The sequence below is a fragment of the Paraburkholderia tagetis genome, from assembly GCF_022213065.1.
Lineage (GTDB): Bacteria > Pseudomonadota > Gammaproteobacteria > Burkholderiales > Burkholderiaceae > Paraburkholderia > Paraburkholderia tagetis.
Window position 1 is genome coordinate 37914 of sequence record NZ_JAKLJA010000039.1, and the last position, 26859, is coordinate 64772.

Genomic DNA, 26859 nt, shown 5'->3' on the forward strand with positions numbered 1-26859 from the left:
TGGGCCAGGCACGGCGCTCAAACGACGCCGACGCCCAGGTAGCGGTCCTTGACCGCGTGGTCGGCGGCGAACGCCGCGTTGCTGCCTTCGTAGACGATCACGCCCTGCTCGACGATGTAATGCCGGTCGGCGAGTTGTGTGCAGACTTCGAGATTCTGTTCGACGAGCAGGATCGCCACGCCCGCCGCCTTGATCTGCTTGAGCTGCTCGACAATCTCCTCGACGATCACGGGCGCAAGCCCTTCCACCGGCTCGTCCAGCATCAGCAGACGCGGATGGTTCATCAGCGCGCGCCCGATGGCGAGCATCTGCTGCTCGCCGCCCGAGAGTTGCGCGCCGCCATTCTTGCGCCGCTCCTGCAAGCGCGGAAAGATGCGGTAGATATCGGCGAGCTGCCACGGCGAGTCCTTGCGCGCGGCAAGACGCAGGTTCTCCTCCACGTTCAGAAGCCGGAAGATGCCGCGATGCTCGGGCACGAAGCACAGCCCCGCCGCCGCGATGCGATGCGAGGGCTGGCCGGCGACGGGCTTGCCCGCGAACGCGACCGTGCCGCCGCGCGGCGCAACCACGCCCGCAATCGTCTTGAGCGTGGTGGATTTGCCCGCGCCGTTGCGGCCCAGCAGCGTGACCGTTTCGCCGTCGTTCACCTGCAGCGATACGCCCTGCAAGATATGGCTCTTGCCGTAGTACGCGTGAACGTCCCGCACGTCGAGCATCATGCGCGGCCTCCCGTGATCATGTTGCCGAGATATGCGCTGCGCACGCGCTCGTCGCCGCGGATTGCGTCGGGTTTGCCTTCCACCAGCACACGGCCCTGCTGCATCACCGTGATAGTGTCGGAGATGTCCATCACGATGCCCATGTTGTGTTCGATTAGTACAACCGTATATTCGTCGCGCAGGCCGCGAATGAGCGCCTTCATGTCGTCGAGGTCGTCGACGCCCATGCCCGATGTGGGTTCGTCGAGAAACACCGCGCGCGGCTGCGCGGCCAGCGCCATGCCCACCTCCAGACGCCGCTGCTGTCCGTGCGAAAGCGCGCTGGCCGGTGTACTGGCGAAACGCTGCAATGCGAGGCGCTCCAGCACGCGCTCCACGGTTTCCGTGTGCGCGAGCGCGCCGTGCGGCGGCGTCCACGCATTGAGCGCGCGCCGCGAGTGAACGCCCTGCGCCGCCACGCGCAAGTTCTCGCGCACGCTCAGGTTCTGGAACAGGCTCGTCACCTGGAACGAGCGGGCAATGCCGCGCCGCACACGCTTGTAATCGGGCTCGCGCGTGACGTCGTGACCGTCGAACACGATGCTGCCAGACGTGATCGGCACCGTGCCCGTGAGCACGTGAAAAAGCGTGGTCTTGCCCGCACCGTTGGGGCCGATCACCGAATGCACCGTGCGCGGCGCAATACGCAGGTCCACGCCCGAAAGCGCCGTGAACTTGCCGTAGCGTTTGACGATGCCCGTTGCGTTGAGAATCGCTTCGCTCATTGCGGCTCCTTGCTGTTCGCTTTGTCCGCGTGCTTTTCAGTGTGCTCGTGCGAGTGTTCATCCGAACGCCGCAACGCGGCCACGATACGCTCGCCCAGCCCCCACAACCCGCGCTGCATGAACAGACTCACGGCGATCAGCACGAGGCCGAGCAGCAAAAGCCAGCGCGGCCACAACGTGGAGAGCCAGTCGGCGAACAGCACGTAGAATGCCGCCCCGATCACCGAGGCAAACAAATTGCCGCTGCCGCCAATCACGGTCATCAGCAGGATCATTTCGCTCGTGTGGTAGTCGATGTTGGAAAGCGGCGCGATGCCCGTCATCATCGCGTGCAATGCGCCCGCCAGACCAGTGACCGCACCCGAGATCACGAACGCCATGAGTTTGAAGCGGCTCACGTGATAGCCGGCGGCGCCCGCGCGCGCCTCATTGTCGCGAATGGCGAGCAGCGTGCGGCCAAACACCGAATTCGAAACGCGCACCATGAGCGCGAACACGACGATGAAGACCGCAGCCACGAAGCCGTAGTATTGCCACGGCGTGTCGAGCGAAACGAGCGCATGTGCGCCGAGCGAGAGCGCGGGGCGCGGGATGTCGAGCAGCCCGTTGTCGCCGCCCGTCAGGTCGGGCAACGAATATGCGAGGAAATAGAAGAACTGGCCGAACGCGAGCGTGAGCATCACGAAGTACGTGCCGCGCTGACGAATGGAGAACCAGCCCACCAGCGCCGCCGCGAGCGCACCCAGCACGCTCGCCACCGCGAGCGCGGCGAACACCGAAAACACGCCGTGCGTGAGCAGGATGCCGGCGGCGTAGCTGCCGAGCCCGAAGAAGATGCCCTGGCCGAACGAGAGCAGCCCCGTATAGCCGAGCAGCAGATTGCAGCCGAGCGCCGCGAGCGCGAACACCAGCACTTCGGTCGCCAGCGAACCGGAGCGCACCGTGAGCGGCAGCGCGCACACCACCACGGCCGCAAGCAACACATAGCGATAACGCTGCAACGTCCCCATCGGTCCGCTCGTGTCCTGTGTGCGCGTGGCCGCGGCGAGTTTGGTGGATTCGATCATGCGGCCCTCCCGAGCAGCCCGTTCGGGCGCAGCAGCAACACGGCCGCCATGGCCACATAGATCATCAACTGCGCGCCTTGCGGCCAGAGCGTGCTCATCAGGCTTTGCACGATGCCCACCAGCAGGCCGCCCACGAGAGCGCCGAGAAAGTTGCCCATGCCGCCCACCACCACCACCACGAAAGCCACGCTCAGCGCTTCGAGGCCCATGAACGGATCGACGCCGCGAATGGGCGCCGCCAGCACGCCCGCGAGCGCCGCCGTGGCCGCGCCGAGCGCGAACACGAGGCTGAACACGCGCGTCACGTTGATGCCGAGCAGCGACACCATCTCGGAAGACTCGCTGCCCGCCCGCACCGCGCTGCCAAGCCGCGTGCCTTCTAGCACCCACCAGAGCAGCACGGCGAGCACAGCGGTAAAGCCGATCACGAAGAGCCGGTACTTCGGATAAACGAAGCTGCCCCAGATCACCACACCGCTGAGCATATCGGGCACGGCCACGTTATCGCCCAGTGGCCCCCACACGATAATCGCGCACTCCTGGATCACGAGCGCGAGGCCGACGGTGGCGAGAATGTGGAACTCGTGCTGCTGTGCATAGATGTGGCGCAGCACGAGCTTCTCGACGATCCACGCGAGCGCGCCCACCACGAGAGGCACGACCACGAGCGAGAGCCAGAAGCTGCCCGACCACTGCAACGTCTGATAGCAGAAGTACGCGCCAAGCAGATAGAACGCGCCGTGCGCGAAATTCACGAAGCGCAACAGGCCGAAGACAATCGAAAGGCCGACCGCCAACAGGAAATACAGCATTCCGACGCCGATTCCATTGATGATCTGTAGCAGATAGACATTCATGGCGTGCGTAGCGTGAGAGTGACGGCCACGCGCGCGACAAGGCATGCCGCGCGCCTTAAATCATACGAATATAAGGAATCCGATCGATTCCGCGAATCAGGTGCGAATCCGGTGCAAATCAGGCTATCTTGCACCCGGTCTTGTCGAGCGGCAGGAAGGACTGGCCCGAGCTCACGATGTCCACGTAATCGTCGGCGTTCTTCATCTTTGACTTGGGCTTGCCCTTGAGCAGGTAATAGTTCTTCAGCACCTGATGGTCGCCCTTGCGGATTTCCTCGGGGCCGGTGAGGCCCGCATATTTCATGCCTTCGAGCACCGCGATCACCTTCTTCGGATCGGCGTTACCGGCCTTCACCATGCCGTCGAGCAGGATCTTCGTGCAAATATACGAGCCCGCAAGGCTGTAATTCGGGTTGGCCTTGAAGGCCGCCTGGGTGCGCTGCACGAGGTCGTGGTTCAGCGGCGTGTCGATGGCGTGCCAATACTGCGCGCCGAAGTACACGCCATCGCACAGGTCCGCGCCCAGCGCTTCGAATTGCTCGAGTCCCGAGGCCCATGCCATGAGGATCGTGCAATTGTTCTTCATGCCGAAGCTCACGGCCTGGCGCAGCGTGTCGGACGACTGCGAACCGAAGTTCAGGAGCAGCAGCACGTCCGGCTTGGCCGCCACGGCGTTGGTCAGATAGCCGCTAAATTCCTTCTCGGTGAGCGAGTGGTAACTGTTGCCCACGTGCTCGATACCCTTCTCCTTGAACACGGCCTTCGCGGCCGAAAGCAGGCCGTCGCCGAACACGTATTGCGGCGTGATGGTGTACCAGCGCCTGGCCTTGGGCAGCATTTGAATAAGCGGGCGCACGGTCTGGTCGATCGCGCCAAAAGTGGGCACCGACCAGCGGAACGTGCTGGCGTTACAGTCTTTGCCGGTGATTTCGTCGGCGCCGGCGGTGGTGATGAAGATGCCGCCGCTCTTGTCGACTTCCTTGCCCATGGCAAGCGCCGAGGACGAGAGCACGCCGCCCGCGAAGTAGCGCACGCCCTTTTGCTGCTCGATCTCCTGCACGCGGCGCACCGCCGTGGCGGGCTTGCCCTCGGTGTCGAGCGTGGTGTAGCCGAGCGGCAGGCCGAGCACCTTGCCGTACTGCTTGACCGCCAGTTGCATACCGAGATCGGCGTATTTGCCGTTGGCCGCGAACGGGCCGGACATGGGCACCGGGCACGCGAGCTGAATGGACGACGGGTTTGACGATCCGGCCTGCGCAAGCGCGCGCGTGGAGGAAAGGACGCCGAACGCGCCCGGCATGGCCGACAGCGCGGCCAGTTTCAACAGTTCTCGGCGATTCAAGTTGAGGCTCCTGGTGAGGAAACACATACGCGACGCGACCGACTGCCAAACCGTGCCGGCGCCTTGGGACTAACCCTTGAAGCGGCCCGCCAAGCGGTTCATTCTATTTATCATGATAAATAGAATGAACCTGATGCTAGGTATAATCAATTCGACTGTCAATTATCGCCACTACGCAATCCCTCCATACTGGGAGTCTCGAAGATGGTCATGAACCGCGTCAGATCGGGGCCCGCCGTAGCAATCAAACAACCGAAACGGGGCGACCTCGTCGCCGAGGAAATCAAGCGCCTCATTACCGAAAAGGACCTCCGGCCCGGCGATCGCCTGCCGCGCGAAGCCGAGTTGCAGCAGCTCTATTCGGTGAGCAAGAGCACCATTCGCGAGGCGCTCAAGTCGCTCGAAGTGCAGGGCCTCATCAAGGTCTCGACCGGGCCGAGCGGTGGCGGCATGGTGGTGGAAGTGCCGCTCGACCGCACGCTGCAACTTCTGCAGAACTATCTATTCTTCAAGGACGTGTCGATCGACGACATCTATACGGCGCGTCAATTGCTGGAGCCCGAGTTGGCAGCCGGCGCGGTGCCGCATCTGAGCGAAGACGACTTCGCGGCGCTCGAAGCCAATATCGAATGCTGCGACGGCGCAACCGGCCCGGACGACCGCGGCCATCTCGTGCGCCAGCGCCAGGAGGACATGACCTTTCACGATATTCTCGCGGCGGCGAATCCAAATCCGTTTCTGCGCTTCATCTGCGAGTTGATCAACGAGATGATCCGGCAACTGATCGAGTTCAGAAACGACACGCCGCTCGCCGATCACCGGCGTTTTGGCGCCGCGAATTCGAAGATTCACCGCGAGATCCTGCAGGCCGCGCGCGAGCGCGATGCCCAACGCGTGCGCGCGCTGATGGTCGAGCACATGACCGAGGCGCCGAAGTACGTTAAGCGCATGAAGGGCAAGCTGCGCGGCCGGCTGATCCTGGACTCCGAAATTCGCAAGCGCCCACGCGCGATTACGGCGGCCATCGAGAAAGAGGAATAACGGCCACGTTGCCACGGCCGATGCAGCACGCCATGCCCCGCGCGCTGGCGCGGGCAGCGGGGCTTCAATCCCGATCCGGCGCGCCCAATGGAAATAGCGGACGGTAGGCCCGCGCTTCCTCCACCGCGCGCGCAAATGACGGCCTCGCAAGCAGACGCGCCCGATAGGCGCGCAGCACCGCAAACATCTCGGGAATGCGGTACGTCCAGTCGGCGTAGAACAATGAGGGCGCCGCCGCGCAGTCCGCGAGCGTGAAATCCTCACCCGCCGCCCAGGTCCTGCCCGCGAGCTGCGTATCGAGCCACGCGTAAGCCCATTCGAGCTTTTGCTGCGCGAACGCGAGACCGTCCGCTCGCCTAGCCGCGTCGCCACTCAAGGCGCCGTCCACGGCACGTTGCACCGGCGTCATCACATGCAGGTCGAAAAAGCGGTCGAGGAACCGCACGTCGAGCGCCGCCATCGCGTCGGCGGGCAGCAGGCGCACCGGCCCCGGATGCGCGAGTTGCAGATATTCGATGATGATGCTCGTCTCCGCCACGGTGCGCTCCCCGTCCACCAGCACGGGAAATTTGCGCAATGGCCAGCGTTGCAGCCAGTCGGCCGTGTGCGGCGAATCCGGCCCGAGACCGCGGAATTCGAACGGCGTGCCGTTCTCATACAACGCAATGAGCACCTTCTGCGTATAGGACGAAAAGGGATGACCGTAGAGCGCAAGCGACATCGTGGAGTCTCCGGGATTGAGCGGGTTGTGACAGCCGCCAGACTACCGCAAACACTCGGCTACAAGACGGCTACAGGACGGCTGCGTGGCGTCATCGCGCGCTTGAGGCGCAAAGCAGGTGCCTCCACGCATTGCCAACTTGCAAACGCAAGCGGAATGCAAACTGCCGTTACAGAAACGCAAGCCACCAGCGGCGTAATCGATGGCAGCCAGTGTGCGGTCAATTGCATGACGGGCCAGCCGTATAAATACAGGCCATAGGAAAGGTCGACGCGCATGCGCAGCTTCGCTAGCCACGGCGACTGCAACTGCCCGAAATAGAACACGAGGTAAGCGCCCATCGTCGGCACCGCTGCGCGCGTCACGCTCTGAGTCGAGAACAGTGCGATGACAAACACGATAAGCGCACAGGCGGCGAACGGCGCGCGCAAGGGAATACGCCCACGGAACAGGTAGAAACATACACCTGCCAGGTACATCGACGCGAACCAGATCATGAAGCCGGACACGCCGAAGAAGGCCAAACCCTCCTCGCCACGCCAATGCGGCGCGCCGTATATCGCACCGGCATTGACGACAAGCGCGATCGCCAATAGCACCCAGCTCCGTTTCATGAAGCCGCACAGGCCGAGCACGGTCATCATCAGATAACAGCGCAGCTCGAACGTGATCGTCCACATCGAGCCGTTGACCGACGCAACCGGTGAGCCGAGGAACACGGCGGGCGTGCGTGGCTGGCGCAATCCGATTAGATCGGCGAAGAACTTGTGCGGCGACCATTCACCGAAGTAATGCTGCGTGCTCGCACCCAGCGGCCCGACGACGAGCACCGACAACGCCGACGCAACAATAAACGCCGGATAAAGGCGCAACGCGCGCTTTTTCAGAAACGCGAGCGGACGTGGCTCGTGTGACCAGCTTTGCGCGGTGAGATAGCCGCTGAGGATAAAGAAGCCGCAAACACCCAGGGTCCCGGCGGACATGGTCGACGACAAACGCTCCAGCGGATCAGGATAGCCGAGCAACTCGAACGAATGAGAAAAGATGACGGCAGCCGCGAATAGCAGCCGCAGAAGGTTGAAGTTGTTGTTATGCACGCGCTTATAACTGAAACGTCTCCGGAGATAGCGCGGACTATATCACCAACACTTCAGGCCCGAATTCGCGTCTTTGCAGACAAAACCTCGCCGGCAACTATCGGCCATCCGTCCCGCTGAATAGCCCGCTCCCCTCCTCCACGGGTAAACCCGTTTCACGACGAAAATTCGTATTTCCCTATTGCGCAAATTATTTTGCGCGCGAATACTCTACGCAAATCCACTTGCTTATCCCATCCATCCACCACCGAAGGGGTCGTCATGAAACTCATAGCAAAGCTCGCCGTGGCCGCACTCGTCGCCACTTCCGTCATCAGTCAAGCGGCGCGCTCCGAGACCTTGCTGGTCGCCTGCGATACGGCATTCGTACCGTTCGAATTCAAGCAAGGCGACAAATACGTCGGCTTCGACATCGACCTGTGGGCGGCCATCGCCAAAGATCTGAAGATCGACTACAAGCTGCAGCCGATGGATTTCAGCGGCATCCTGCCGGCGCTGCAAACCCATAACGTCGACGTTGCGCTGGCCGGCATCACAATCAAGGACGAACGCAAGAAGGTCATCGACTTTTCCGATGGCTACTACGACAGCGGCTTCACGCTGATGGTCCCGGTCGCGAGCACGATCAAGGACGCGGACGACCTGAAAGGCAAATCGCTCGCCATCAAGACGGGCACCTCGGCGGCGGATTATGCGAAAGCCCATTTCACGGGCACCGACTTGCGCCAGTTCCCCAATATCGATAACGCCTACCTGGAATTGCAGACCGGGCGCGTCGACGCGGCGATGCACGATACGCCCAACGTCCTCTACTACATTCACACCGCGGGCAAGGGCCGCGTGAAGGCCGTGGGCGCACAGATGATGGCGCAGCAATATGGCATCGCGTTCCCGAAAGGCAGCCCGCTCGTGCCCAAGGTGAACGCCGCGCTTGCAAAGATCAAGGCTGATGGGCGCTATGCCGCGATCTACAAGAAGTGGTTCGGCGTCGAGCCGGGCAAGTCTTGATCCCCTGAACCCGGAGAGCCACCATGCAGTTCGATCTTTCGGTCGTCGCCGACGCGCTCCCCGCCTTGCTGCAGGGAGCCCAGCTTACGGTGCTGATCGCCGTTGTGGGACTCGCCGGCGGCTTGCTCGTCGGCTTCCTGTTCGGCCTGATGCGCGCTTACGGCAGCGCGTTCACGCAGAAAATCGCCTTTGCTTACGTCGAATTCGTGCGGGGCACGCCAATCGTCGTGCAGGTGATGTTCATTTACTTCGCACTCCCCTTGATTTTGCATATGCGCGTGGATGCACTCACTGCCGCAATCGTTTCCATCATCATCAACTCCGGCGCTTATATCGCCGAGATTGTGCGCGGCTCGTTTCTGTCCGTGCCGCGTGGCCTCAAGGAAGCGGGGCAAGCGCTCGGCATGCCGATGTGGCGCGTGCTCGCCTTCGTCGTCGGTCCCGTGGCGGTGCGGCGCATGACACCGTCGCTTGGCAACCAGTTCATCGTGAGCCTGAAGGACACCTCGCTCTTCATCGTGATTGGCGTAGGCGAACTCACGCGCCAGGGGCAGGAGATCATGGCCGCGAATTTCCGCGCGGTCGAAATCTGGACCGCCGTGGCGGCCATCTATCTGTGCATGATCGGCGCGCTGACCTTCGGCTTGCGCACGATGGAAAAGAGGATGCGGATACTATGAAGGCCGGCAAAACCATGGTGCAGTTCAAGCGCGTCACGAAGCGCTTCGGCCAGACCACCGTGCTCGACGAGGTGGACCTGAACATCCACGCGGGCGAAGTCGTGGTCCTGATCGGGCCTTCGGGTTCGGGCAAGTCGACGCTCCTGCGGTGTATCAATGCGCTCGAACAGATCGACGGCGGCGATCTGATCGTGGACGGCATCAGCGTGCTTGGAGGTGCGCGCCACGTCCGCGAAATCCGCAGGGAAGCGGGTATGGTGTTTCAGCAATTCAACCTGTTCCCGCAACTGACCGCGCTCGACAATGTTGCATTCGGCCCGCGCCAGGTACGCGGCATGAACAAGAGCGACGCGCAGGCGCTCGCACGCGAATTGCTCGCGAAAGTCGGTCTCGCGGCCCGCGCCGACCATTACCCGAGCGAGCTTTCCGGCGGCCAGCAGCAACGCGTCGCCATTGCGCGCGCACTTGCCGTGAAGCCCAAATTGATGCTGTTCGACGAGCCCACCTCCGCGCTCGATCCCGAGTTGCGCCAGGAGGTCCTGCGCGTGATGCAGTCGCTCGCGGAAGAAGGTATGACGATGGTCGTGGTGACTCACGAGATGGCCTTCGCACGCAAGGTGGGCACGCGGCTGATTTTCATGGAGCACGGCCATATCACCGTCGACGGAGCGCCCACCTCACTGATTGAAACGCCCCCGAATCAGCGTCTACGCGATTTTCTGCAGCATGTCGAATGAGTTGAAATCCATGCCCGTACTCGAATTCATCAAGATTTCCGGCACGCCGTTCGAAGCCGGTCAGGCGCTGGGCCGCTTCGGGTCCGACGCCGTGCACCGCCATTTGCTCCATGCGCCCGTCTGGCACCGCGTAATGAAATGGCGCGACAGCCCGTTGGCGGCGGCGATGGCCGGGCACGTCCGGCAGCGCTTTCCGCGCATCTGGCAAGAGCTGCTCGGACTCGCCGAAGGCCTCGGCGTGCCCTTCGAACAGGTGGTGCTGTGGAATTGCCGCGGCGACCTGGTCACCCAAGGCGCGGGCACGCACGACGGCTGCACGACCGTGCTGCTGCCGGGCAGCGAAAAACGGCGCATCGGCCACAATGAAGACGGCGACCCCGGCTTTGCGGGGCATTGCGCGATCGCCGAATGCCGCATCGAAGGCAGCCCCGGTTTTGCATCGTTCGTGTATCCCGGCTCGCTGCCTGGACACACATTTGCGGTCACGGATGCAGGCCTCGCCGTCACGGTCAACAATCTGCGAGCGCGCCATGTCGATGCGGGCGTGCCGCGCATGGTGCTGACCCGCGCGGTGCTCGACGCGCCGGACCTCGACACCGCCATCGCGACGTTGCGCGATACGCCGCGCGCCGGCGCGTTTCACCTCACGCTCGGTCATCGCGCGAGCCCGCACCTGCTCAGCGTGGAATTCAATGCACGCCATTGCTCGGTGCAGGCGCTCACGCAGCCGTCGCTGCATGCCAATCATGCGATCCACCCGGCGATGCTCGACGATCCGCAAGTCGTGACGGACTCCTCGCGCGACCGGCAACGGCGCGGCAACGCGCTTCTCAAAGAGGCGCGCGAGGCGGGCAAGGCCCCCGATCCGCTTGCGATCCTGGCCGATACAAACGATACGAACGATACCCACGATACGAACGATACCCACGATACGGGCGAAGCGGCGCTGCCGATCCATCGCACCGACCCGCGCGACCCCGATGGTGAAAACACGCTCGCAACCGCTGATATCGTGATCGAGACGTCTCACATAAAATGGGACATTTACGAGCAACCCGGAACGCCGCCCCGGTATCGATTGATCGATGGACACAGACAAGCACAAGACGCGCCGCCCGAGCGCACGCTCGCCGCGCAACCAGGACGACGCACAGGCGCCTGAAGCTATGGCCGCCGCGCCGCGCAGCGTCGACGGCCTGCGCGAACTGATGGTGAGCATCGGGCGCGGCGAGACGAATCTTTCTCTCGGCGGCAAGGCGCATTCGGTGCTGGCGAAACTGCTCGAACAGCCCGAGGAAGTCGCCGTGCGCACCATCACGGATCTGGCCACGGCGCTGGGCGTGAATGCATCGACGCTCACGCGCCTGACCACGAAGCTCGGCTACACCGGTTTCGCCGATTTTCAGGGCGTATTCCGTGACAGCCTTGCCGAGCGGCATCGGCATTTCTATACGCACCAGGCCGAGCGGCTCGTAGCCGGAAAGGAGCCGCGCGCGCAATCGGCCGAGGCGAACCACACGTCGCCCGAGGTCGAAGTCGTTGCACAACTCGCGCACGAATCCATCGCCAACGTCGACACTTTTCTCGCGCGGCTCTCGCCCGCCGACTTGCGCGAGGCCGCGGCGCTCCTGGCAGCCGCTCCGCGCGTGCGCGTGCACGGCTTGCGCCAGTTCAGCGCGCTGGCGAGCTTCCTTTGCTATGGCCTCGGCATGATACGCGCGGACGTCGCCCTGCTCGACGCGCAAGGGCTCGGCGTGGCCGAAGGCCTCGCGCAATTGCAACCCGGCGATGTGGTGGTCGTCACGAGCGTTGCGCCCTACACCCGCAGCGTTGCCGAAGCCGCGGTGGCTGCCGCCAACGCCGGCATGACCGTGATTGCGATCACCGATACGCTGGCTTCCCCGCTCGTGCCGCCCGCGCGCCATACGTTTCTGATTCCCCATGAGAGCAGCTTTTTCAGCAATAGCATGGGCGCGTATCTGATCTTCTGTGAGGGATTGCTCAATCTGGTCGCGACGCATCTGGGCAAGCAGTCTTTGCAAGCGCTTGCGCGGCGCGAGCGACTGATCACGGCACTGGGAATCGAAACAGATTGATGAAACGCCGGCATCGATTTGTTATAATTCGATCAACCGTCCGAAATAAATCTAACGCTCGCCGGACCGCTTCAAATCCGGTGCAGCATCGATCCCCATGTCCAAGACCGACCGGCTGAGAACGCTTGCCGAAGCACTCGCCAAGCACAACGTGATGCATCTGCGCGATGCGGCCACGCTGCTCGGCGTCTCCGAGATGACCGTGCGCCGCGACATCGCCGCGAATCCCGCGCACTTCACCTATCTGGGCGGCTATATCGTCAGCGCCGACGACGTGCCCAACGCGGTCGGCTACTCGCTCGAACAGGAAAAAGACCATTTCGCGCAGGCCAAGGCACAGGCTTCGGCGCACGCGGCCCAACTCGTGGCGGAAAACGACACCATCTTCATCGACTGCGGCACGACGCTAGCCGCACTCGCGCGCCTCATTCCGGCGCAATTGCAGATCACCGCCGTTTGCTATTCACTCAACGTTGCCGAGATTCTGCGGCGCATGCCCAACGTGCGCATGATTCTGCTGGGCGGCGTGTATGTGCCGTCGTCGGATTCGTTTTCCGGCGCGGACAGCCTCGAGACCTTGCGGCGCATGGGCATCAACAAGGCCTTCATTTCGGCGGGCGGTGTCGATCCCGCGCGCGGCGTGACGTGCTGGAACGCTCACGAAGTGGCGCTCAAGCAGGCCGCCATGGCAAGCGCCGTCGAGCGCCATCTGGTTGTGGACGCAAGCAAATTCGGCGTGGTGAAGGCGTGGCGCTTTGCGCAGATGGAAGACTTCGATTCCATCATCACCGAAAAGGGTCAGCAGCCGCGCACGCGCAGCGCCTGAACATCAACCGCGCATCAACCGCGCCGGCGCAATGCGAACAGCGTGCCCGCCACCAGAATGAACGCGCCCACGATCACCTTCTGCCAGGTGCTGGGCACGCCCACGAGAATCAGCACGTTGTTGATGAGGGTGACGAGCGCGACGCCAAGCAGCGTCCCCAGCACGGTCCCGCTGCCGCCGGTGATGCGCGCACCGCCCAGAATGACGGCCGCGATCACATCGAGTTCCGAGCCCACGAGGTCGAATGGATTGGCGAGGCGGTTGTTCGAGACATGCAGGATGCCCGCGATCCCCGCCAGAAAACCCGTATAGCCGAACACGAACAGACGGATCGACCACAGGTTGAAGCCGAGCCGCTCCGCAATCGCGGTGCTGCCGCCCATGGCGTAGACGCCGCGCCCCATCATCGTCCGGTTGAGCAGCCACCAGGTGAGCACGGCGCCCGCCACGAGCGCGAGCGCGGAGGCCGGCAGCACCGCGTGCAGCCCGTCGGCGGTACGGTACGCAATGAGCGGAATACGGCCGAAATGATCCATGCTGTGCGGGATGTTCATGAAGAACGTCGTGCCGATGAAAGTCAGCAGCACGCCGCGATAGAGGTATTGCGTGCCGATCGTCACGATCAGCGAAGGCGCTTGCAGCCGGTGCACGAACAGGCCGTTGAGCATGCCGAGCACGACGCCGCCCACCGCGCCCGCGAGCAGGATCAGCGCGAACGGCGCGTCGGGCCACCATGCGAATACGGCCTTCGTGATCGCATACATCGTGAGCGCGCCGATGGCCGTGAACGACACGTCGATGCCGCCCGAAGCCAGCACCACGAGCGTACCGAGCGCGAACAGCGAGGTGGTCGTTGCCGAATGGAGCAGATCGAATAGCGTGGCCCACTGCAGAAAGCGCGGATTGATGGCCGCGACGACCGCACAGGTGATCACGATCAGCGTGGCCGTGAACCACTCGGGGTTGCGCGCGAGCTTCGCGCGCCAGTTGAGCGGCAATGCAGGGCGCGCGGCTTCGACGGTATTGGAAGTGCTCATGGTCTGATTCATGCTCATGCTGGATCCTGCTGCAATGACGCCGTTTCTATGAAAACTGCGTTAAGCCCCGCCTCACGCCGCCTCGGCAAGCAACGCCCGATAAAGCTCGGCTTCGGTGAGGCCATCGGCGCGATACGCCTCGGCAACGCGCCCTTTTCGCATCATCAGCACGCGGTCGCAGTTCTGCAGCAATTCGGGCAGATCGTCGCTCACGAGCAGAATGCCGATGCCGCGCTCCGAAAGCCGCTGCATGATGCGATAGATGATGTCCTTCGAGCCCACGTCCACGCCCACGGTCGGTCCATGCAGGATCAGCACATGCGGATCGATGGCGAGCCAGCGGCCGATCAGCACGCGCTGCTGGTTGCCGCCCGAAAGCGACTGCACGGCCTTCTCCACGTTCGGCGTGGCGATCTGCAATTCCTTCACGGTGTCCTCGGCCAGCGCGCGGGCGCGTGTGCGGTCGATCTGGCCGAAGCGGTCGCGCAGGCTCGCGATCATCGCGGTAATGACGTTGTCGCGAATCGGCTTGTCGAGAAATAGCCCTTCGTTCAGGCGGTCTTCCGGCACGTAGCCGATGCGCTCGCGCTTGGCGTCGCCGGGCGTCGCGAGCCTCACTGGCCGGCCTTCGAGCGTGATGGCGCCGGTCTGCGCAGGCGCGACACCGGCCAGCGCGCGCGCCAGTTCGTTGCGCCCCGAGTCGAGCAACCCCGTGACGCCGAGTATCTCGCCGCGATGCAGCGTGAACGACACGTCGCTGAACGCGCCCGCACGGCCCAGCCCACGCACCTCGAGCAGCACCTCGGCTGCGGGCGCGGCGGCGCGATAGCGCTCGGTCGACAACTCGCGCCCTGTCATCAGCGCGCTTAGCTGCGCCTTGGTGTAATTCGCGATCGGCCCTTGCGTCACTTTCTGGCCGTCGCGCAGCACGATCACTTCGCCACTGATCGCATAGCATTCGTCGAGCTTGTGGCTCACGAACAGCACGGTCACGCCACGCTCGCGCAAGTGTGCCAGCACGGCGATCAGGTTCGTCACTTCCTTTTGCGTGAGCGAGGTCGTGGGCTCATCCATGATCACGAACTTCGCCTCGCTCGCAATCGCGCGCGCGATGGCCACGAGTTGGCGCGTCGCGAGCGGCAATTGCTCGATGAGCGTCGCCTGAAACTCGGCGTCGCCGGGCAGGCCGACTGCCGTGAGCGCACGCGCGGCCGTGCTCGCCAGTTCGCGGCGGTCGAACGTGCGCGCGAGGCGCCCGCCGTGCTCCGCGAGTTCAGCCGTGAGGCCCACGTTCTCGGCCACGTTCATGTTGGGCAGCAGCGAGAGATCCTGATAGACGGTCTCGATGCCGGCCGCGAGCGATTCGAGCGGCGAAAGCCGCGCGTGACGCGCGCCGTCTATTACGAGTTCGCCTTCATCGGGCGGCTGCGCGCCCGAAATGATCTTGATGAGCGTGCTCTTGCCGCAGCCGTTTTCGCCCAGCAGATGATAGATCTGCCCGCGCTCGAACATGAGCGTGACGCCGCGCAGCGCATGCACGCCGGTAAAGCGCTTGTGCACGCCGAGCACCTGCAATAGCGGTTCTGAAGCCATATCCCGATCCATCGTGATCCGACACAACGTTCATTGCGTGTACGCGTGGCGCGCGCCCCAGACAGATGGTTGCGCGCGCCACTTTCTTCCGCTCAGGGCGCGATCAGAAGTTGTATTGCTTGTAGTTCGACTTGTCGACGCTCACCCAGCCCTGGCCGCGCACGATGATGCCCTTGCCCGGGCCCTTCGACACGGTCACCTTCTCGTAGCCCGGCAAGCCGAGATTCGCGCCGTTCTCCACGGTCTTGCCGTCGATCAGCATCTTCGCGATCTTGTTCATCGCAATGCCCGCGAGCTTCGGATCCCAGAACGCGATGCCGTTGATCGCACCGCTTTCGAGGTACTTGCCGGCTTCGGTCGGCAGGCCCGTGCCGTACACGCAGATCTTGCCTTGCAGGCCCGCTTCTTCGACGGCGCGGCCAATGCCGATCACGTCGAGCGAGGAAGATCCCTGGAAGCCCTTGAGGTCCGGGTGCTTTCGCAGCACTTCCTTGGCGACTTCATAGGCATGCTCGCCGTCGTTATTAGTTTCGAGATTCGTCTCGACAAGCTGCATCTTCGAAAACTTCTTCTTGGCGTTGTCGATGCCGCCATTGGCCCATTGCACCTGCGAGCGGCTGCCGAGCGAGCCCACCAGCGTCGCCCATTTGCCTTCGTTGTGCATGCAGGCCGCGAGCCGGTCGTTGAGCGCCGCGCCGTAAGCGGAATTGTCGAAGGCCTCGACGTCGACCATCGTGTTCTTCTCGTTGTCGGCCTCGTGCGTGACCACCTTGATGCCACGATCCATCGCCTTCCTGAGCGCCGGTTCGAGCGTGGGCGGGTCATAAGGCACGACGGCGATCGCGCTCACCTTCTTGGCGATCAGGTCGTCGATGATCTTCAGTTGCTGTGCCGCGTCCGCGCGCCCCGGGCCCGTCTGGTAGACGGTGAGATTCGAGTTGTCCTTGCCGAACGCCTTCACGCCTTCGTCCATGCGGTTGAACCAGCTAATGCCGGTGACCTTCACCACGGTCACGATGGTCGGATTGTCCGCCGCATACGCCGCGGCCGTTACGCCCGCCGCCAACGCACAAGCCGTGAGTGCCACGCTGAGTCGCTTGAAGTTCATGCCGATGTCTCCTTTATTGTTTGCCGTTGCCCCTGTATCGACGGCGGCGGACGCCCGAGGCTCGATGTCCGCCAACTGTACTGTGTGCCCTGGAATTGCAGCACGCTACGATGCCGGCCGCTTCCCGCCTGGCTGCGCATTGCCGAGCCCGAAAATCGCCCGCACCCGCTCGCCGCCCGCGAACGCGAGCGAGAGCAGCAGCAGGAAACCCCATGCGCAGTCGCCGAAAAACTGCGAGACGCCCATGAGATTGAAGAGGCTCGAAAGAAATTGCAGGACCGTGGCCGCAAAAAATACGCAGATGATGCGGCCATAGCCGCCCGCCGGATTCACGCCGCCCATCACCGCGATGAGAATCGCGATCAGCAGATACGAATTGCCATAATCCCATTTCGCGCTCAGCGTATGCGAGACGCTCACGAGGCCCGCGAGCGATGCCAGCACGCCGCACATCGCATAGGTGGTGATCAGCATGCGCGCACGCGGAATGCCTGCGTAAAACGCCGCGCGCTGGTTCGTACCCATCAGGTAAAGACGCAGGCCGAACGGCGTGCGCCGGAGCAGCCAGCCAAGCAGCACGACCACGGCCACGAACAGGCAAAACGAAACAGGCACCTGGAAGAACGTGCCGTTGCTGATGTCGGCGAGCGGCTCGACATAATCGACATGCACCGAGGCGCCATTGCTCAGCGCCACCGCGAAGCCCGTGAAAAGCAGTTGCGTGCCGAGCGTGCAGAGAATAGGCGTGAGATTGAGCCGCGCGATGACGATGCCGTTGAGCAGGCCGCCAATCAGCCCCATGCTCACGACGATCACGCAAAAGAGCGCGGTGTAGAGCGCGGGCGAGTCGTCGCCGCTCACGAAGCGCGGCACCACCATCGCCGCGATCATGCCGGAGAGATTCGCGAGCCCCACGCCGGAAAGGTCGATGCCACCGTTGCCCGAGAGCATCGAGAGCATGATGCCGAGCGCGAGCAGCGCGACTTCGGGCAGTTGCGAGCCCATCGACTGCAGGTTGTCGATGCCGACGAACTGGCCGCGCGAAATCCAGATCGCCACCAGCACGACCAGCAGGTTCACGACGAGCAGGAAATTCAGTTGCCGGTCGCCAAACCAGTTTTCGCGCAGAGATGCAAAGCGGGATACCTTCATGAACATCATCCTGTGCAATGTAATTGCGGCTTCAGTGGGCCGCTGCCGCCCCAGCCGCCGCATGAGCGAGCATTGCGTCCACTTCCTGCCGCGTGGGCATGGATGGCGCGGTGCCGGGGCGCGTGACCGAAATGCCCGCCAGCGCGCAGCCAAAGCGCGTGGCTGTCTCCGCGTCGTCGCCGCGCGCCAGTGCCGCCGCGAAGCCGCCCGTAAAGCCGTCGCCGGCCCCGGCCGTCTCCACCACCGGGCCGCACTGGAACGCGGGCAGCAGCACGGAGCGCTCGCGCGTATGCAGCAGCGCGCCCGCTTCGCCCAGCGTCACCACGACGGCGCCCGCACCCTTGGCGAGCAGCACGTCGGCGGCGCGGCGCGCGTCGTCGGCGTTGCGCACTTCGATGCCGGTGAGCGCGGCCGCTTCGGTCTCGTTGGGCGTCACGTAATCGCACAGCGCGTAGATGTCGTCGGGCAGCGGCATCGCCGGCGCCGGGTTGAACACCGTTTTCACGCCGTGCCGGCGCGCGATTTCGAGCCCGCGCCGCGCCGCCGCGAGCGGCTGCTCGAGTTGCGTGACGAATACCTGGGAGCCCGCAATATCGGCTTCGATTGCATCGGCGTCGCCAGGCTCCATCGTGCCAGCCGCGCCCGCTGCCACGATGATCGCGTTCATCCCCGTGGAGTCGTCCACGAAGATGTGCGCCGCGCCCGTGGCCACGCCCTCGATGGCACGCGCACGCGCCGTGATGCCTTCGGCGGCCCATGTCGCGCGCGCGATCTCGCCAAAGGCGTCGTTGCCCACGCGCGTACAGAACACCACCTCGGCGCCCGCGCGCGCGGCGGCCACGGCCTGGTTCGAGCCCTTGCCGCCCGGACCCATCGCGAACGCCGAGCCGGCGATGGTCTCGCCGATCACGGGCATGCGGCTCGCACGAAACGCGAGATCGGTCACGTAGATGCCGAGGATGACGACGCGTCCGCTCGTTGGCCCGCTCATTGGCCCGCTCATTGGCCCGCTCATCGGCCCGACTCCCCGGACCCGCTCGCGCGCGGCGCGTCCGGCGCGAGCAGCACGCCCTTGGTGAACACGAAGCAGCCATAGCCACGCGCTTCGCCCGTGGCGATCACGCAATACGCCTTGCGCGCGCGTGCATAGAAGGCGTGGCGCTCGATCGGCGCAAACGGCACCGCGCGCCCCTCGGCGGCATCGACCTCGGCCTGCGCCTCGCGCTGCACGGCCGGAATCGTGCCCGGCTCGCCCACCACTTCCATGCGCATCGCGGGCGACTCCACGAAGGTGTCGAGCGGCAGCACGGACAGGATGGCGCGCACCGCACGCGGCGCGTCGGCGCCGTCCATGCGCAGGAGCTTGCCCAATACCGTTGCGCGAGCAACGGAATCGGCGGGGAAATTCGCATCGCAGACCACAAGCTCGTCGCCGTGGCCCATTGCCCGCAACGCCTGCAGGACGTCGGCGTTCAGAAGCGGGTCCAGATTCTTCAGCATGGTTGTCTCCTCTATGACTCTCGGCGCGGCGCCTTTATTTCTGTGCGCTCGATCGCCGCTCAGTCTCCATACGGTATCCAGATGTTCTTCACCTGCACGGCATGGCGCAGGAACGGCAATCCTGCGCCCGTTGGGTCGAACCAGTCAACCTGCCGGCCATGATCGACGAAAGTGCGCTTCAGGTTGCCCACCGACTCGCGCTCCACCAGCGCCGAATCGCTTGCCGGCCCGAAGCACCAGAGCGCGTCCACGTCGTCGTGCTTCGCGAGCGCCGGCAGCAACGCCGCACGCTCGCCCGTGACGATATTCAGCGCACCCGCGGGCACGTCCGAGGTCTCGACCACCTGATAGAAGTCCGTGGCCGCAAGCGGGCTTGCTTCGCTCGCCAGCACCACCACGCGATTGCCCAGCGCGAGCGCCGGCGCGACGAGCGAAACCAGCGCGAGCAGCGGCGCCTCGTCGGGGCAGGCGATGCCGATCACGCCCAGCGCCTCGTGCATCGCGAGCGCCACCCCGCGCAGCGGCGGCGTGTGCACGGCGCCGTCGAACTTGTCGGCCCAGGCCGCGTAGGTGAAGAGGCGGTCGATGGCCGCCTCCACCTCGCGCACGGCGGCACGCGCGTCGTATCCCGCGCGGCGCGTGAGCTGCTGCGCGAATTCTTCGGCGCGCGCGCCCAGATTCTCCGCGAGGTAGTAGAGCACCTGGGCGCGGCCATGCGCGCTCATCTGCGTCCACTTGTGCGCGCCGCGCGCGGCGGCCACCGCGTCGCGCACGTCCTTGCGGCTGCCCGCGCCCACTTCGCCGACCCACTCGCCATTCGGCGCGTGGACCGCAAACGAATAGCCGCTATCGGGGCGGACCTGCTTGCCGCCGATAAAAAGCTTCGCAGTCCGGTCAATATGCCCGCGCTCACCGCTTTCACTCATTTCGCTCGCTGCGCCGGAGGCTGGAACGGATGCCGCGCGCGGTGCGCGCATCGGCAGCTTGCTCCAGTGCGCAGGCTTCAGATATTCGAAAACGCCTTCGCGCCCGCCCTCGCGACCGAAACCCGACTCGCGGTAGCCGCCAAAGCCCACGCCCGCATCGAATAGATTCGTCGCGTTGATCCACACGACGCCGCATTGCAGACGCGGTGCGATATCGAGCGCTCGGCCGATCGTTTCGCTCCAGACGCTTGCCGCGAGGCCATAGCGCGAGTTGTTCGCGAGCGCCACGGCTTCCTCGGGCGTGCGAAAGCTCATTGCCGCGAGCACGGGCCCGAAAATCTCTTCCTGCGCGAGCGTGGATGCAGGCGCGACGCCGGTCACGAGCGTCGGCGGATAGAAGCAGCCGCCCGCGGGCAGCGCAACTTCCTCGGGTTGCCAGATCGTGCAGCCTTCGCGCCGGCCCGTCTCCACGAGCGACTCGATGCGTTCGAGCTGAACCGGGTCGACGATCGCGCCGATATCGATGCCCTTGTCGAGCGAGTTGCCCACGCGCAGCGTCGCCATGCGGCGCTTGAGTTTGTCCAGAAAGCGCGCTTCTACACCCTCCTGCACGAGCAGGCGCGAGCCCGCGCAGCACACTTGCCCCTGGTTGAACCAGATGGCGTCCACGACGCCCTCGACCGCGCTATCGAGATCCGCATCGTCGAATACGATGAACGGCGACTTGCCGCCCAGTTCGAGCGTGAGCGACTTGCCCGAGCCCGCCGTCACAGTGCGGATCTGGCGGCCCACTTCAGTGGAGCCGGTGAAGGCGATCTTGTCGACGCCGGGATGCTCGACAAGCGCGGCGCCCGTGCGGCCATCGCCGGTCACGACGTTGAGTACGCCCTTGGGCAAGCCGGCGCGATGGGCGAGCTCCGCGAACAGCAGCGCCGTGAGCGGCGTGTATTCGGCGGGCTTGAGCACCACGCAGTTGCCGAGCGCGATGGCGGGCGCGACCTTCCATGCGAGCATCAGCAGCGGGAAATTCCACGGCACGATCTGGCCGATCACGCCCAGCGGCGACCAGGCCGCGAACTCGCTCTCCTGTAGCTGCGCCCAGCCCGCGTGATGGAGGAAGTGACGCGCGACCAGCGGCACGTCGATGTCGCGCGTTTCGCGGATCGGCTTGCCGTTGTCGAGCGCCTCGAGCACCGCAAACAAACGGCTGTGCCGCTGCACCATGCGCGAGAGTGCATACAGATGCCGCGCGCGCGCCGCGCCGCCCAGCGCGAACCATTCCGGCTGCGCCGCGCGAGCCGCCGCGACCGCCGCCGCCACGTCGTCGGCATCGCCCTGCGCCACGGCGGCGAGCACCTCGCCCGTGGCCGGCGCGCGGACCTCGAAGCGCTGGCCGCTCGCACTCGCGCGCGGCGCGCCGTTTATGAAGTGGCCGAACGTGCCCTCGTGCTGCGCGAGCCAGGCGCGCACGGGCTGATCGTCCTCGGGGGCGGGACCGTAATCCATCGTTCGAAAGTACTCGGCTACGCTCATGAATGTGATCTGCTCAATGATTTTCCCGGTGGTCCGCTCAGTGCTCCATCAGGCAACGGGGTGGCGATGGAAGGCCGAGTAGCGGCCGCTCACATGGTGTTCGAGCTGACGCTCGATATCGGCCAGCAGGCTCGACGCGCCGAAGCGGAACAACTCCGGTTCGAGCCAGGGCCGCCCCAGTTCCTCCTTCATGAGAATCTGGTACGCGAGCGCGGTCTTCGCATTGGACACGCCGCCCGCGGGCTTGAAGCCGACCATTGCGCCGGTGCGCTCGCGGTATTCGCGAATCATGCGCACCATCACGAGCGAAACATCGAGCGTGGCGTTCACGCCCTCCTTGCCCGTGGACGTCTTGATGAAATCGGCGCCCGCCATCATGCAGACCATCGATGCCTTCGCAACGTTCGACAGCACGCGGATATCGCCCGTGGCCAGGATCGCCTTCAGATGCGCGTCGCCGCAGGCCGCGCGAAACTCGCGCACTTCGTCGTAGAGCGCGCGCCAGTTGCCGGTGAGCACGTGCTCGCGCGTAACGACGATATCGATTTCCGCCGCGCCGTCCGCCACCGACGCCTCGATCTCCTTGAGCTTCAGCGCATGCGGATTGAGCCCCGCCGGAAAGCCGGTGGACACCGCCGCGACAGGAATGCCGCTGCCTGCGAGCGCATCCACGGCGGTAGCCACGAAACGGTGATAGACGCACACGGCGCCCGTCTTGATGGTTTCGGGCGCCATGCCGAGGGCGGCGAGCAGGTCGGCGCGCACCGGGTGGAGCGCCTTCATGCACAGGCGGCGCACGCGGCCTTCGGTGTCGTCGCCATTGAGCGTGGTGAGGTCGATGCAGGTAATGGCCTTGAGCAGCCACGCGGCCTGCGCGTCCTTCTTGACGGCGCGGCGCGTGCCGAGCGTGGTCGTGCGGCGCTCGACGGCGGATTGATTGACGCGCAAGGCGTCGATCCATGCCGTATCGAATGCCGTGCCGGGATTGCGCGCCACGTGTGCAAAAGGCGGCGTGGACGGCGCCCCGCGCAACACGACGAGCGAGTTCATTGAAGCTTCTGACATAGGCTGGCGAGCGTTTTTGTGCAATGCACATCAAACCGTGATGGTTTGGTCTCACTCATCCTATACCGATGAAATGATTGTGACAATAACCGTTACGATCGTATCGATCCTGTATCGTTCTCGTATTGCCTGGGTATCGCCCGGCGTCGCCAACGGGGCGCTTTGCTGTTGGCGGGCGGTTGGCGCCGGAAGGCGCGATGGGTGGTGGGGAGTGTGGCAGGCAGTTAGTTGCGATATAAATTTGGCAGCGGACAGACTGAGAAAACCTGCTCGGGATCGTCTGACATCTGCGTTACATTCATTTTTCTCCGTAAATACAAACAATACGGATATTTATAAGAATAAATCATGTAACAAGCTGATCCCAGGAGCCAGATTCCATACTTGGCCGATGCGCTTTTGAACCTCCCCTCCGCCAGCCGTATTTGCATCGTATCTACATGAATTTTTTTGCTTAAATATAGATTCCTACGTGTATCCTAGAAAAAATCATGTAACTGGAAGAACATGGCCAGCAAGACACTCCAACGTCTGATGGAAGGCGTCCCGCGCGGGCAGCCACTTGATCCGCAAATGCTGCGGGACTGTGGCGTGAGCGCCCAGCAAACCACCTATCTGGTCAACGCGGGATGGCTGCAACGCCTTTCAAAAGGGGCCTACCTTCTCGCGGGCGACGCGCCCACGCGTGACGGCACCTTGGCCTATCTCAGCAGGCGCATCGCAGGCTTGCATGTCGGCGGCAAAACTGCACTCGACTGGCAGGGTGTGCGTCATAACCTGAGCTTTCGCGAGCGCGTCGTGCTCTGGGCCGAACGCCCTTATGCCATGCCTGCCTGGGTGGACGAACACATGCTGCACACCTTGCAGACGACGCGACTGTTCGACGCAAGCCTGCCCGAAAACTTCGCCATATCGCCGCTGCCCAATCGTGATCCGTCGATCCTGGTCTCTGAGCCCGAGCGCGCCCTCCTCGAGCTCGCCAGCGACGTGGGCAAACGTCTGGCAAAAGGACAGTCGCTCGAGGAGGCGGTCAACATGGCGTCCTCGCTGCGCAATTTGCGGCCGAAGGTACTCGACACGCTGCTGTCCCACTGCACCCGGGTAAAAGTGGTCAAGCTGGTGCGCGACCTGGGCGAGTCGAGCGGATTTGCCTGGGGCAAGGATTTGCAGCGCCACGTCGACAGGCTGGGTCCTGGAAAGCGCTGGACGAGCAGCCGCAAAGGCAGTCCTCAACTGAACCTGAAAGCCTGATTGGTTCATTTTCGATCGAGAAGCAGACCAGATGAACGACCAGTACCTCGACACCGTGCGCCTCCTGCTGGCGATTGCACCCGACGTCTTCGACACGCCCCACTTCGCCATGAAAGGCGGCACCGCACTCAATATGTTTGTGCATGACCTGCCACGTCTGTCCGTAGATATCGATGTCGTCGTGCGCGCACACGGCCCAGGTCGCGCGGAGGCACTCTCGATCATCGACACCGAGCTTGGACGCACGAAGCAGGCCGTTGAGAAGCTGGGATATCACGTCGCTGTTGCTGGCGCCAGCGGCAAGAGCAAAGGCGACGACGTGAAGTTGACGGTCTCGTCTGCTGGTGCCCAGGTCAAGGTCGAGGTCAACTATGTTTTTCGGGGAACGCTAACACCCATCGTGATGCGTAGCGTCGCGCCACGTGCACAAGAGATGTTTCGTGTCGATTTCGCGGTGCCAACACTCTCAGACGCAGAACTCTATGGAAGCAAGCTGGTTGCCGCGCTTGACCGTCAGCACCCGCGCGACATTTTCGATGTTTGGCACATGTACGAAACATCTGGCCTGCGCGACGACTTCGTCGATGCGTTTGTTGGCTACCTTGCAGGTCACAACCGGCCGATTCACGAAGTTCTGTTTGCGCAGCCGCGTTCGCTGGCCAACGAGTACGAAGCAGGCTTTGTCGGGATGACCGTGGACGAAGTGAGCTTGGCCCAACTCGAGGAGATCCAGACGCGCCTTCACCACGACCTCCCTCGCGCGCTCTCTGCGAGGCAGCGAGAATTCCTGTCCTCCCTGGTCCGACGGGAACCGGAATGGGCACAGATGCCTTATGAGCATCTAGGCGAACTGCCTGCGATTCGCTGGAAGATCGAGAACCTCCAGAGGCTAAAGGCACGCGATGCGCGGCGTTTTGCCGACCAGGAGGTATTGTTGCGCGAAGCGTTTTCAGCGCTTGATCGCGATACAACGCGCAGGTGACATGAGTGGGTCGCTGTCGTGCCAGGGCACCCTGTCCTGCTACTCGAAACCCGCCCTACGCCGCAATGCCGATGTGCGACTCGTCGTTCATCGTGGACCTCGCGGGCTTCGCCGAAGCCGGCTCGCGCACACGATCGCGCGTCATGTAGCCCGAAGCCAGGTCGATAAACGCACGAACTCGTCCAGGAAGAAAGTCGCGGCTCGGATAGATCAGCGAGATTTGCATGCCGTCGTCGAGCGTCCGATACGCTTCGAGCAGGCGCACCAGCGCGCCATCGCGAATTTCATTTTCGATCAGGCATTCGGGAAGCAGTGCAATGCCCGCCCCCGTCAGCGCCAACTCCTTCTGCATCATCCGGCTGTCCACGACGAACGACTCGTTGACGCGCACGCGATGCTCTCCGTCCTCGCCGCTGAAACACCACCGCTTGTCTTTTCCGCGAGCCGCATAACCAATCATGCGGTGAGATTCCAGATCGTCGGGCCGCTGCGGCGCGGCCATGTTCGCCAGGTACGCAGGCGCGGCAACAGGCACGAGCCGCGAGTGAATCAAGGCGCGTGAAACGTGCGTAATGGACGCGACCATCTCATTGTTCAGGATGCCCACGTCGAAGCGGTTGCCGAGCATATCGACTTCCGTCTCCGTGGACGTTACGCTCAACGAAACATCTGGATAGCGGTTGCGGTACTCCGCAAAAAGTTTTGCGAATCCCTGCTGCGCAAGCCCGCTCAGCATCACCACGCGCAGTTCGCCCGATATTTCCGTCGATGCGCGCTTGGCTCGCTCCTGCACCATCTCGAGGTTCGAAAGCAACGTTCGACAACCCCGTGCATATTGCGCGCCTACGTCGGTGAGGACCGTTCTACGCGTGGAGCGTTGCAGCAGCTTGACGCCGAGATGCGACTCGAGGTCGTCCACATAACGCGTCACACGTGCCGGCGAAAGCTCGAGTTGTTGTGCGGCCTGAGAGAACTGCAAAGTGTCGGCAACCTTGAGGAAGACCTGCATCGCGCTAAACAGATGGTTCACAATTTCAGTACGCTGGCGTTGGATATTCTTGGTGTGCCGGTAAGGCGTTTTCGGGGACCACCGGGCGAAAACCCGTGGCGTGCGCGACAGCCCTGTAGCCGGTTCGAGTCGCGCACCATACGGCCTTTCGCCGCGTGGCCCCTGCCCTCAACATAAGAAGCTCGATGAGTGAGAGCTGGCTTAGCTGCCGAAGTACAGCGTGCAGAAGCTTGCCGGGCCGACACACGGTTGCTGCGTTGCGCCCGGATTCGTTTGGCCATTCTGAATATGAGCGACTTCAGGCGTCGCGGTTGCTGCGCCGATGTGATTGACGCCCACGGCGGGTCGCTGAACTTGGGCCACTTGCGTGACACCAGCCGTTGCAGCACTTTGACCTTGCGCCTGCTGCGCATTCGTTTGAGCCGACGCGGTCGAAATCGCACCAACAGTTGCAAGCAGGATGACCGAGAGGCGCAGCATGGATTGCTTCTTCATTTTCAATTCCTTCAACATGGACTTATACGGTTCTATCGATTGGCTGGATGACAACCTGCGCGAATCGATGGAGCGAATCATGAGTTATCAGCCCGATAATGTCCAAGGCGAAATTTCGATCTATTCCATTACTCGAGAGTGCCGAGTTCTTGCTCGCCATTTTCACGGTCTCGGCTCGACGCTCGAGAGCGTTAGTCCACTTCTCGGCGATCCACTGCCGTTTGCCTAAGCGCCGCAGCACTTCTTGTATTTT

26 protein-coding genes are annotated in these 26859 nt (G+C 63.6%); 9 read left to right on the forward strand and 17 right to left on the reverse strand.

The window, feature by feature from the left end; genetic code table 11:
• Window positions 1-17: 17 nt before the first annotated feature.
• The 5 genes from L5014_RS30600 to L5014_RS30620 form a co-directional block, all read right to left on the reverse strand.
• A complete protein-coding gene (locus tag L5014_RS30600; RefSeq protein WP_238467535.1) occupies window positions 18-719 on the reverse strand; it encodes an ABC transporter ATP-binding protein in 702 nt (233 codons plus the stop codon).
• Window positions 716-1483 (reverse strand): ABC transporter ATP-binding protein, encoded by a 768-nt coding sequence (locus L5014_RS30605; RefSeq protein WP_238467536.1) that lies wholly within the window; start codon window positions 1481-1483, stop codon window positions 716-718. Before L5014_RS30605 ends, L5014_RS30600 begins: the two co-directional genes overlap by 4 nt.
• The gene (locus tag L5014_RS30610; RefSeq protein ID WP_420800167.1) at window positions 1480-2550 is read right to left on the reverse strand and encodes a branched-chain amino acid ABC transporter permease; all 1071 of its coding nucleotides are present in this window, start codon (window positions 2548-2550) and stop codon (window positions 1480-1482) included. The genes L5014_RS30605 and L5014_RS30610 overlap by 4 nt, the downstream gene beginning before the upstream one ends.
• Entirely contained in the window at window positions 2547-3407 is an 861-nt protein-coding gene (locus tag L5014_RS30615; RefSeq protein WP_238467537.1) for a branched-chain amino acid ABC transporter permease, read from the reverse strand. Before L5014_RS30615 ends, L5014_RS30610 begins: the two co-directional genes overlap by 4 nt.
• A gap of 118 nt (window positions 3408-3525) precedes the next feature.
• Window positions 3526-4749, reverse strand: a complete 1224-nt coding sequence (locus L5014_RS30620; RefSeq protein WP_238467538.1) for an ABC transporter substrate-binding protein — start codon at window positions 4747-4749, stop codon at window positions 3526-3528.
• 204 nt (window positions 4750-4953) lie between these two features.
• Between L5014_RS30620 and L5014_RS30625 the strand changes: the two genes are divergently transcribed.
• Window positions 4954-5790, forward strand: a complete 837-nt coding sequence (locus L5014_RS30625) for a FadR/GntR family transcriptional regulator (RefSeq protein WP_238467539.1) — start codon at window positions 4954-4956, stop codon at window positions 5788-5790.
• 64 nt (window positions 5791-5854) lie between these two features.
• On the opposite strand, the gene L5014_RS30630 is transcribed toward L5014_RS30625, so the two are convergent.
• Window positions 5855-6511: a glutathione S-transferase family protein gene (locus L5014_RS30630; RefSeq protein ID WP_238467540.1), complete on the reverse strand. Its 657-nt coding sequence runs from the start codon at window positions 6509-6511 to the stop codon at window positions 5855-5857.
• A gap of 59 nt (window positions 6512-6570) precedes the next feature.
• On the reverse strand, window positions 6571-7608 hold the full coding sequence (locus tag L5014_RS30635; RefSeq protein ID WP_238467541.1) for an acyltransferase family protein: 1038 nt from the start codon (window positions 7606-7608) through the stop codon (window positions 6571-6573).
• Between the two features lie 261 nt (window positions 7609-7869).
• On the opposite strand from L5014_RS30635, the gene glnH reads away from it, so the two are divergent.
• The 6 genes from glnH (at window position 7870) to L5014_RS30665 (ending at window position 12955) form a co-directional block, all read left to right on the forward strand.
• Entirely contained in the window at window positions 7870-8616 is a 747-nt protein-coding gene (gene glnH, locus L5014_RS30640; protein ID WP_238467542.1) for a glutamine ABC transporter substrate-binding protein GlnH, read from the forward strand.
• 23 nt (window positions 8617-8639) lie between these two features.
• A complete protein-coding gene (gene glnP, locus L5014_RS30645; RefSeq protein WP_238467543.1) occupies window positions 8640-9296 on the forward strand; it encodes a glutamine ABC transporter permease GlnP in 657 nt (218 codons plus the stop codon).
• Window positions 9293-10033 (forward strand): glutamine ABC transporter ATP-binding protein GlnQ, encoded by a 741-nt coding sequence (gene glnQ / locus L5014_RS30650; protein WP_238467544.1) that lies wholly within the window; start codon window positions 9293-9295, stop codon window positions 10031-10033. The genes glnP and glnQ overlap by 4 nt, the downstream gene beginning before the upstream one ends.
• Window positions 10034-10043: 10 nt before the next feature.
• Window positions 10044-11195 (forward strand): C45 family autoproteolytic acyltransferase/hydrolase, encoded by a 1152-nt coding sequence (locus L5014_RS30655; RefSeq protein ID WP_238467545.1) that lies wholly within the window; start codon window positions 10044-10046, stop codon window positions 11193-11195.
• A complete protein-coding gene (locus L5014_RS30660; RefSeq protein WP_238467546.1) occupies window positions 11119-12129 on the forward strand; it encodes a MurR/RpiR family transcriptional regulator in 1011 nt (336 codons plus the stop codon). The genes L5014_RS30655 and L5014_RS30660 overlap by 77 nt, the downstream gene beginning before the upstream one ends.
• Before the next feature lie 97 nt (window positions 12130-12226).
• Complete coding sequence (locus tag L5014_RS30665; RefSeq protein ID WP_238467547.1) at window positions 12227-12955, forward strand: DeoR/GlpR family DNA-binding transcription regulator; 729 nt, start codon at window positions 12227-12229, stop codon at window positions 12953-12955.
• Window positions 12956-12969: 14 nt separating this feature from the next.
• Here L5014_RS30665 and L5014_RS30670 read toward each other — a convergent pair whose 3' ends face one another.
• From L5014_RS30670 to deoC, 8 genes are all read right to left on the reverse strand, one after another.
• A complete protein-coding gene (locus tag L5014_RS30670) occupies window positions 12970-14010 on the reverse strand; it encodes an ABC transporter permease (protein ID WP_238467548.1) in 1041 nt (346 codons plus the stop codon).
• A 54-nt stretch (window positions 14011-14064) separates the two neighbouring features.
• Window positions 14065-15585, reverse strand: a complete 1521-nt coding sequence (locus L5014_RS30675) for a sugar ABC transporter ATP-binding protein (protein WP_420800168.1) — start codon at window positions 15583-15585, stop codon at window positions 14065-14067.
• Between the two features lie 103 nt (window positions 15586-15688).
• Window positions 15689-16693, reverse strand: coding sequence for an autoinducer 2 ABC transporter substrate-binding protein (locus tag L5014_RS30680; protein ID WP_238467550.1), 1005 nt, complete (start codon window positions 16691-16693; stop codon window positions 15689-15691).
• Window positions 16694-16798: 105 nt separating this feature from the next.
• Entirely contained in the window at window positions 16799-17845 is a 1047-nt protein-coding gene (locus L5014_RS30685) for an ABC transporter permease (RefSeq protein ID WP_238467551.1), read from the reverse strand.
• Window positions 17846-17876: 31 nt separating this feature from the next.
• Window positions 17877-18836 carry a ribokinase gene (rbsK, locus tag L5014_RS30690; RefSeq protein ID WP_238467552.1) on the reverse strand — a complete coding sequence of 320 codons (960 nt, stop codon included), beginning with the start codon at window positions 18834-18836 and terminating at the stop codon, window positions 17877-17879.
• Between the two features lie 20 nt (window positions 18837-18856).
• On the reverse strand, window positions 18857-19345 hold the full coding sequence (locus tag L5014_RS30695; RefSeq protein ID WP_238467553.1) for an RbsD/FucU family protein: 489 nt from the start codon (window positions 19343-19345) through the stop codon (window positions 18857-18859).
• 59 nt (window positions 19346-19404) lie between these two features.
• The gene (locus tag L5014_RS30700) at window positions 19405-21804 is read right to left on the reverse strand and encodes an aldehyde dehydrogenase family protein (RefSeq protein ID WP_238467554.1); all 2400 of its coding nucleotides are present in this window, start codon (window positions 21802-21804) and stop codon (window positions 19405-19407) included.
• Between the two features lie 48 nt (window positions 21805-21852).
• Window positions 21853-22869 carry a deoxyribose-phosphate aldolase gene (gene deoC, locus L5014_RS30705; protein WP_420800169.1) on the reverse strand — a complete coding sequence of 339 codons (1017 nt, stop codon included), beginning with the start codon at window positions 22867-22869 and terminating at the stop codon, window positions 21853-21855.
• 507 nt (window positions 22870-23376) lie between these two features.
• Between deoC and L5014_RS30710 the strand changes: the two genes are divergently transcribed.
• On the forward strand, window positions 23377-24120 hold the full coding sequence (locus L5014_RS30710) for a type IV toxin-antitoxin system AbiEi family antitoxin domain-containing protein (protein WP_238467556.1): 744 nt from the start codon (window positions 23377-23379) through the stop codon (window positions 24118-24120).
• A 31-nt stretch (window positions 24121-24151) separates the two neighbouring features.
• On the forward strand, window positions 24152-25102 hold the full coding sequence (locus tag L5014_RS30715; RefSeq protein WP_238467557.1) for a nucleotidyl transferase AbiEii/AbiGii toxin family protein: 951 nt from the start codon (window positions 24152-24154) through the stop codon (window positions 25100-25102).
• Between the two features lie 55 nt (window positions 25103-25157).
• Here L5014_RS30715 and L5014_RS30720 read toward each other — a convergent pair whose 3' ends face one another.
• Together L5014_RS30720 and L5014_RS30725 are read right to left on the reverse strand one after the other, a co-directional pair.
• Window positions 25158-26132: a LysR family transcriptional regulator gene (locus L5014_RS30720; protein ID WP_238467558.1), complete on the reverse strand. Its 975-nt coding sequence runs from the start codon at window positions 26130-26132 to the stop codon at window positions 25158-25160.
• A 180-nt stretch (window positions 26133-26312) separates the two neighbouring features.
• Complete coding sequence (locus L5014_RS30725; RefSeq protein WP_238467559.1) at window positions 26313-26687, reverse strand: hypothetical protein; 375 nt, start codon at window positions 26685-26687, stop codon at window positions 26313-26315.
• Window positions 26688-26859: the final 172 nt, after the last annotated feature.